This window comes from Tissierellales bacterium (genome assembly GCA_025210965.1).
Lineage (GTDB): Bacteria > Bacillota > Clostridia > Tissierellales > JAOAQY01 > JAOAQY01.
The window spans coordinates 1-4,137 of sequence record JAOAQY010000105.1 but is presented as its reverse complement, the minus strand read 5'-3'; the positions used below and the strand labels follow the sequence as shown (position 1 = coordinate 4,137).

Here is a 4,137-nt window from a genome sequence, read left to right as displayed (position 1 = left end):
GAGTTATATGCTGAGATGTTGGTGAGAGAGACGCTTTATGAGCATATAGAGGATATTCAAAGAGAAGCAATAGAGATGATGGAGAGGTTGGAAAAACAGTATATTGAACGCCATTCATTAACAATGGATAGCGATTTTATGGAAATGTATAGAATTAGACAGCAAGCTAGAAATTATGCAGAGGAAATTATTAAGAAATACTTGATATTTTATGGAGTTAATTAGCTAATTTGCAAGGATTGGTGTGGTTTTGCTACAAGATATTGTTACGAACATTTTGTATGGGCTATATTTTGTAGCAAATTTATCCCCCCTAGTCTTATGGAATAATATTAAATAAAAGTAATCAGATGATATGCTAATATAAGAAGTTTCCATATTTTTGTAGAACAGAGTAGTCGTATATGCTATAATTAGGTACAAACGATGAAATTTTAATGTTAAATAGTTTTGTAATGAGATGGTGATAAATATGGCAGATAATAGAAGAGAATTTTCAAACAATGAAAAGATGTTACTTTTTAATGAAGTTGGTGGCAGATGTCCATTATGTGGAAAAGTATTATCGTATAAAAAGAAAAAGAATATTTATAAGGCTTTTGAAGTTGCACATATATATCCAGCTAATCCTCGCCCAGAAGAGGAAGTGTTATTAGAAAATGAAGGAAGGCTTAGTGAGGATGTAAATGATTTAAAGAATGTTATTGCGGTTTGTAGGATTTGTCATAAAAAATTTGATACTCCTCGTACGATTGAAGAATATCGTCAATGGATGCGATTAAAAAGAAAACTACTACAAGATGCCGCAATTAGAGATACATATGAAATATTTAATATTGAAGAAGATATCAAAGTTATTCTTGAGAAACTGAATGACGAAAAAATAGAGGTAGAGCTTGTGCAATTAAGCTATGACTCATTAAAGATTGACGAGAAAGCAAATGAAACTTTGCCATTTGCAATAAAAAGAACGGTAAAGAATGATGTAGTTGATTATTTTGATTACATTCGTAGAAATTTCATCAGTATGAATCAAGAACAACCATATAAATTTGAAACTTTAGCATCACAGGTGAAGACTTTTTACTTAAAATGTATGCAGATTAATCAAAACCAAGAAAGGGTTTATGATTCTTTAGTGGAATGGCTTAATGAAAAAACTAATGGATATTCTAAGAGAGCATGTGAAATCGTTATAGCATTCTTCATACAAGATTGTGAGGTGTTTTCATGATTTTACCCAATAAGCTCATTACATTTAGTGATAGCATACTAGCTAAGATCGTGTTTATTCTTGATGAGTTAGTTGTTGAAGATTTAAAGATTGATGAATTATATATTAGGGTTAAAGATAAATTTGATGATATAAATCAATACATAGTTGCATTAGATGTTTTATATACCTTAGAAAAAATTAATTACAATAAGAAAACGCAGGTGGTAATATATGTTAAAGAAAATACGTTGTGATAAGTTCTTGCAGAAAGATGTGATTTTCCATAAGGGCTTAAATTCAATTATTGGTGATGATATCGCATCTAACTCAATTGGAAAATCTACTATGCTGATGATAATAGATTTTGTATTTGGGGGAAATGAATATATTAATAAAAATCATGATGCAATAGACCAATTAGGACATCATGATTTTAAATTTACCTTTGAATTTGATGAAGAAATAAGTTATTTTATTAGGTCAACAAGTGAATATAAGTATGTATCTTTTTGCGATGAAAAATTTGAAGTACTTGATAGTATAAAGGTAGAAGACTATACAAATTGGCTTCAAAAAAAGTATTCTTGTGAATTAGAAGGATTATCATTTAGAAGTATCATTGGTAGGTATTTTAGGGTTTATGGAAAAGAAAATCTTAATGAACGTAAACCGATCCAATATTTTGAAAAAGAAAGCGCGTCAAAGTCAATAACTGCATTACTAAAATTATTTGACAAATATGATGTTCTTAAAGATTACGAAATACAAATTAAAAAGTTAGAAGATGAGAAGTCCACACTAGTGGAAGCGGCAAAGAAGGATTTGATTCCGCATGCTATCACTAGAACATTATATGGGAAGAATGAGAAAAAAATTACTGAGCTATCAAATCAGCTAGAGGTATTAAAAAAAGATATATTAACTGCAACTACTAACATTGAAGCATTAATATCTAAAGAGATACTAAAGCTTAGAAAAGATAAAAGTGATCTAGTTACAAATAAAAATAAATTAAATAGTAGGTTGGTAAGAACACAAAATAACTTAAAAAATAAGAAAATAAATTTCAAGTCAGAATTAGAGCACTTTGTTGAGTACTTCCCTAATTTTAATGTGGAGCAAATTAATAAATTAGATGATTTTCATCAAACAATAACTAAGAATTTATCAAGCGAACTAAAAAAAGTAGAAAAAGAATTAAAGAAGCAAATTGTTGATATAGAAAGTCATATAGACAGTATTAACAAAGAAATTGAAGAAAAACTTACAGTAAAAAATGCCCCTAAATTTGCTGTTGAAAAGGTTGTTGATTTAGTGGCTCAAATCAAACAATTAAATGATGAAAATAGTTATTATACTAAGAAAAAAGGATTAGAAGAATCTATTAAAACATCCAAAGATGATTTAAATCTATTAAAAGAGAAAGTTTTGGATGAAATGTGTAGTGAGATTAATGTCAAGATGTATGAACTGAATAAAGAGATATATCCTGATGGTCGTAGAGCGCCAACGATAAATATTCATGGTAATAGATATACTTTTAATACATATGGTGATACCGGAACAGGAACGGCATTTGCCAATTTAATTTCATTTGATTTAGCCCTACTTGATTTAACGTGTTTGCCTGCTATAGCTCATGATCTACCTTTATTAAAAAATATTGAGAATTCTGCTTTGGAGAATATAATTGAAATATACAGTCATAGAAATAAACAGATTTTTATTGCAATAGATAAGCTTAATTCTTATGATAAGAATGCCGCACAAATTATTGAGGAACATAAAGCACTACAACTATCAAAAGATAAGGTATTATTTATTAAGAATTGGAAAAAGCAAGATAAATAAAATTGTGACCACGGCTCTAGCTGTGGTTATTTTTTATTGTGCTTGTTGACTTTTTGTCATGACAAATATATAATGTTATTGTACTGGCATAAAGTGAGGTGAAGCAATGTCGCCAAAGAAAATAGGTCGTCCACCTTCTGAGAAACCTAAGAATATAAAACTACAAATTAGAGTAGACCAAGAAACGATGGATATGCTTGATGAATGTGTTGAAGAACTTAAAAGCAACCGTTCTGATGTAGTTCGTAAGGGAATCAAAAAGATTGCTGATGACCTAAGGGATAAATAGAAAAGAAGTAGTGCCATGTCTCTAAACTAGAACACTACTTCTATACTACCCCCACAATAAGCAGAGGTAAATATATTATACCATCTGTTTATTGTGAAATTCAATGTAATCTTAAGTTATTTATAGATTAGGCAAAGGAGGATTATATGGGATCAGTAATAGAACAACTATTTAACGGAGAAATTGATTCCTTTGAGAATTTCATCCGAACAGATGAGTATGAAAAATGCAGTTCCAAGATTATCAAAGAAGAAGATGAATTTCTAAAACTAATGAGTCAACAGCAGAGGCAAATATATGATAGACTACTGGATAACAAAGCACAGCGTTCTGTACTAGAGACTAAGATTCATTTTGTATATGGATTTAAAATAGGCTTTAAGTTAGCAGCTGAACTTTATGCTGAAGATAATGATTAATGTCATCAAGACAAATCAGATTTTAAGCTAACGGAGCAATGAAACTACATAAAAGCATTGACAATATGCTATATATAGCATAATATAGTAGTAGGAGATAGTTATGTATAATATAAAATTTTACCAAGGCGAAAATGGGAAAGAGCCAATGAGAGAATTTCTAGATAGCTTGGAGACGAAAATGAAAGCAAAAGTAGCAAGAGAGATAACCTTGCTAAGAGATAATGGAAGAGAATTAAGAGAACCCCATTGCAAATATATTGATAAAGGCATATTTGAACTTAGAATTAAGTTCTCAAGTAACATATCAAGGATATTCTATTTCTTTTATGTGGATAATAATATTATATTAACCAATGGAT

The 4,137-nt window shown here is 29.6% G+C and carries 7 protein-coding genes; all 7 read left to right on the top strand.

Features of this window, described 5'->3' with window-relative positions; genetic code table 11:
* Positions 1-225: TnpV protein (locus tag N4A40_08385; GenBank protein MCT4661862.1), on the top strand; the 225-nt coding region annotated here is incomplete at its 5' end.
* 247 nt (positions 226-472) lie between these two features.
* Positions 473-1,234, top strand: coding sequence for an HNH endonuclease (locus N4A40_08380; GenBank protein MCT4661861.1), 762 nt, complete (start codon positions 473-475; stop codon positions 1,232-1,234).
* Complete coding sequence (locus N4A40_08375; GenBank protein ID MCT4661860.1) at positions 1,231-1,470, top strand: hypothetical protein; 240 nt, start codon at positions 1,231-1,233, stop codon at positions 1,468-1,470. The genes N4A40_08380 and N4A40_08375 overlap by 4 nt, the downstream gene beginning before the upstream one ends.
* Positions 1,448-3,067 (top strand): DUF2326 domain-containing protein, encoded by a 1,620-nt coding sequence (locus N4A40_08370; protein MCT4661859.1) that lies wholly within the window; start codon positions 1,448-1,450, stop codon positions 3,065-3,067. Before N4A40_08375 ends, N4A40_08370 begins: the two co-directional genes overlap by 23 nt.
* Before the next feature lie 106 nt (positions 3,068-3,173).
* Complete coding sequence (locus tag N4A40_08365; GenBank protein ID MCT4661858.1) at positions 3,174-3,356, top strand: ribbon-helix-helix protein, CopG family; 183 nt, start codon at positions 3,174-3,176, stop codon at positions 3,354-3,356.
* Between the two features lie 146 nt (positions 3,357-3,502).
* Positions 3,503-3,775, top strand: coding sequence for a hypothetical protein (locus N4A40_08360; GenBank protein ID MCT4661857.1), 273 nt, complete (start codon positions 3,503-3,505; stop codon positions 3,773-3,775).
* Positions 3,776-3,878: 103 nt separating this feature from the next.
* A partial coding sequence (locus N4A40_08355; protein ID MCT4661856.1) for a type II toxin-antitoxin system RelE/ParE family toxin occupies positions 3,879-4,137 on the top strand: 259 nt, incomplete at its 3' end.

Coding starts and splice junctions, on each gene's coding strand:
- N4A40_08380 (MCT4661861.1), top strand. CDS start 473: ATGGCAGATAATAGAAGAGAATTTTCAAACAATGAAAAGATGTTACTT.
- N4A40_08375 (MCT4661860.1), top strand. CDS start 1,231: ATGATTTTACCCAATAAGCTCATTACATTTAGTGATAGCATACTAGCT.
- N4A40_08370 (MCT4661859.1), top strand. CDS start 1,448: ATGTTAAAGAAAATACGTTGTGATAAGTTCTTGCAGAAAGATGTGATT.
- N4A40_08365 (MCT4661858.1), top strand. CDS start 3,174: ATGTCGCCAAAGAAAATAGGTCGTCCACCTTCTGAGAAACCTAAGAAT.
- N4A40_08360 (MCT4661857.1), top strand. CDS start 3,503: ATGGGATCAGTAATAGAACAACTATTTAACGGAGAAATTGATTCCTTT.